The sequence below is a fragment of the Bacillus sp. LR--39 genome (assembly GCF_053613335.1).
Genome location: NZ_JBSIOT010001343.1, coordinates 1 through 568, shown reverse-complemented (window position 1 = coordinate 568; position 568 = coordinate 1). Strand labels below are relative to the sequence as shown.

The window sequence follows — 568 nt, the reverse complement described above, 5'->3', positions numbered from 1 at the left end:
GAAATCAAGGCGCCGATATTCGTGTCCGGATCAAAAGGATCGCCGACTTTGAGCTTTTTCGTTTTCTCAACGAACTTGTTCAGAAATTCGTCATACGCTTCCCTCTCGACATAGATGCGGGAGCCGCTCATACATACTTCCCCCTGGTTGACGAAACTCGATTTCAATGAGGTGCTGACGGCTTCATCCATGTCGGCATCGGCAAAAATAATGTTCGGGTTCTTCCCTCCCAATTCAAAGGAAAGTTTCTTTAATGTTTTCGAAGCAGCTTCCATAATGACTTTGCCGGTTGTCGTTTCTCCGGTGAAAGATATCGCATCGACATCGGGATGCTCAGAAAGCGCAGCACCGGCGGAATCTGGTCCAAATCCGTGGACGATATTAACGACTCCGTCAGGCATCCCTGCATCATGGCAGATTTCCCCGAGAAGGGTGGCTGTCATCGGCGTCAGTTCAGCCGGTTTGATAACGGCTGTATTTCCCGCCGCCAGGCAAGGCGCCAATTTCCACGTCAGCAAAAGAAGCGGCAAGTTCCACGGATTGATCAGCCCGACGACGCCGACCGGAC

1 protein-coding gene is annotated in these 568 nt (G+C 51.4%); it reads right to left on the bottom strand.

Annotation, left to right across the window (positions count from 1 at the left end):
* Positions 1-568: aldehyde dehydrogenase family protein (locus tag ACWHAR_RS30380; RefSeq protein ID WP_452088847.1), on the bottom strand; the 568-nt coding region annotated here is incomplete at both ends.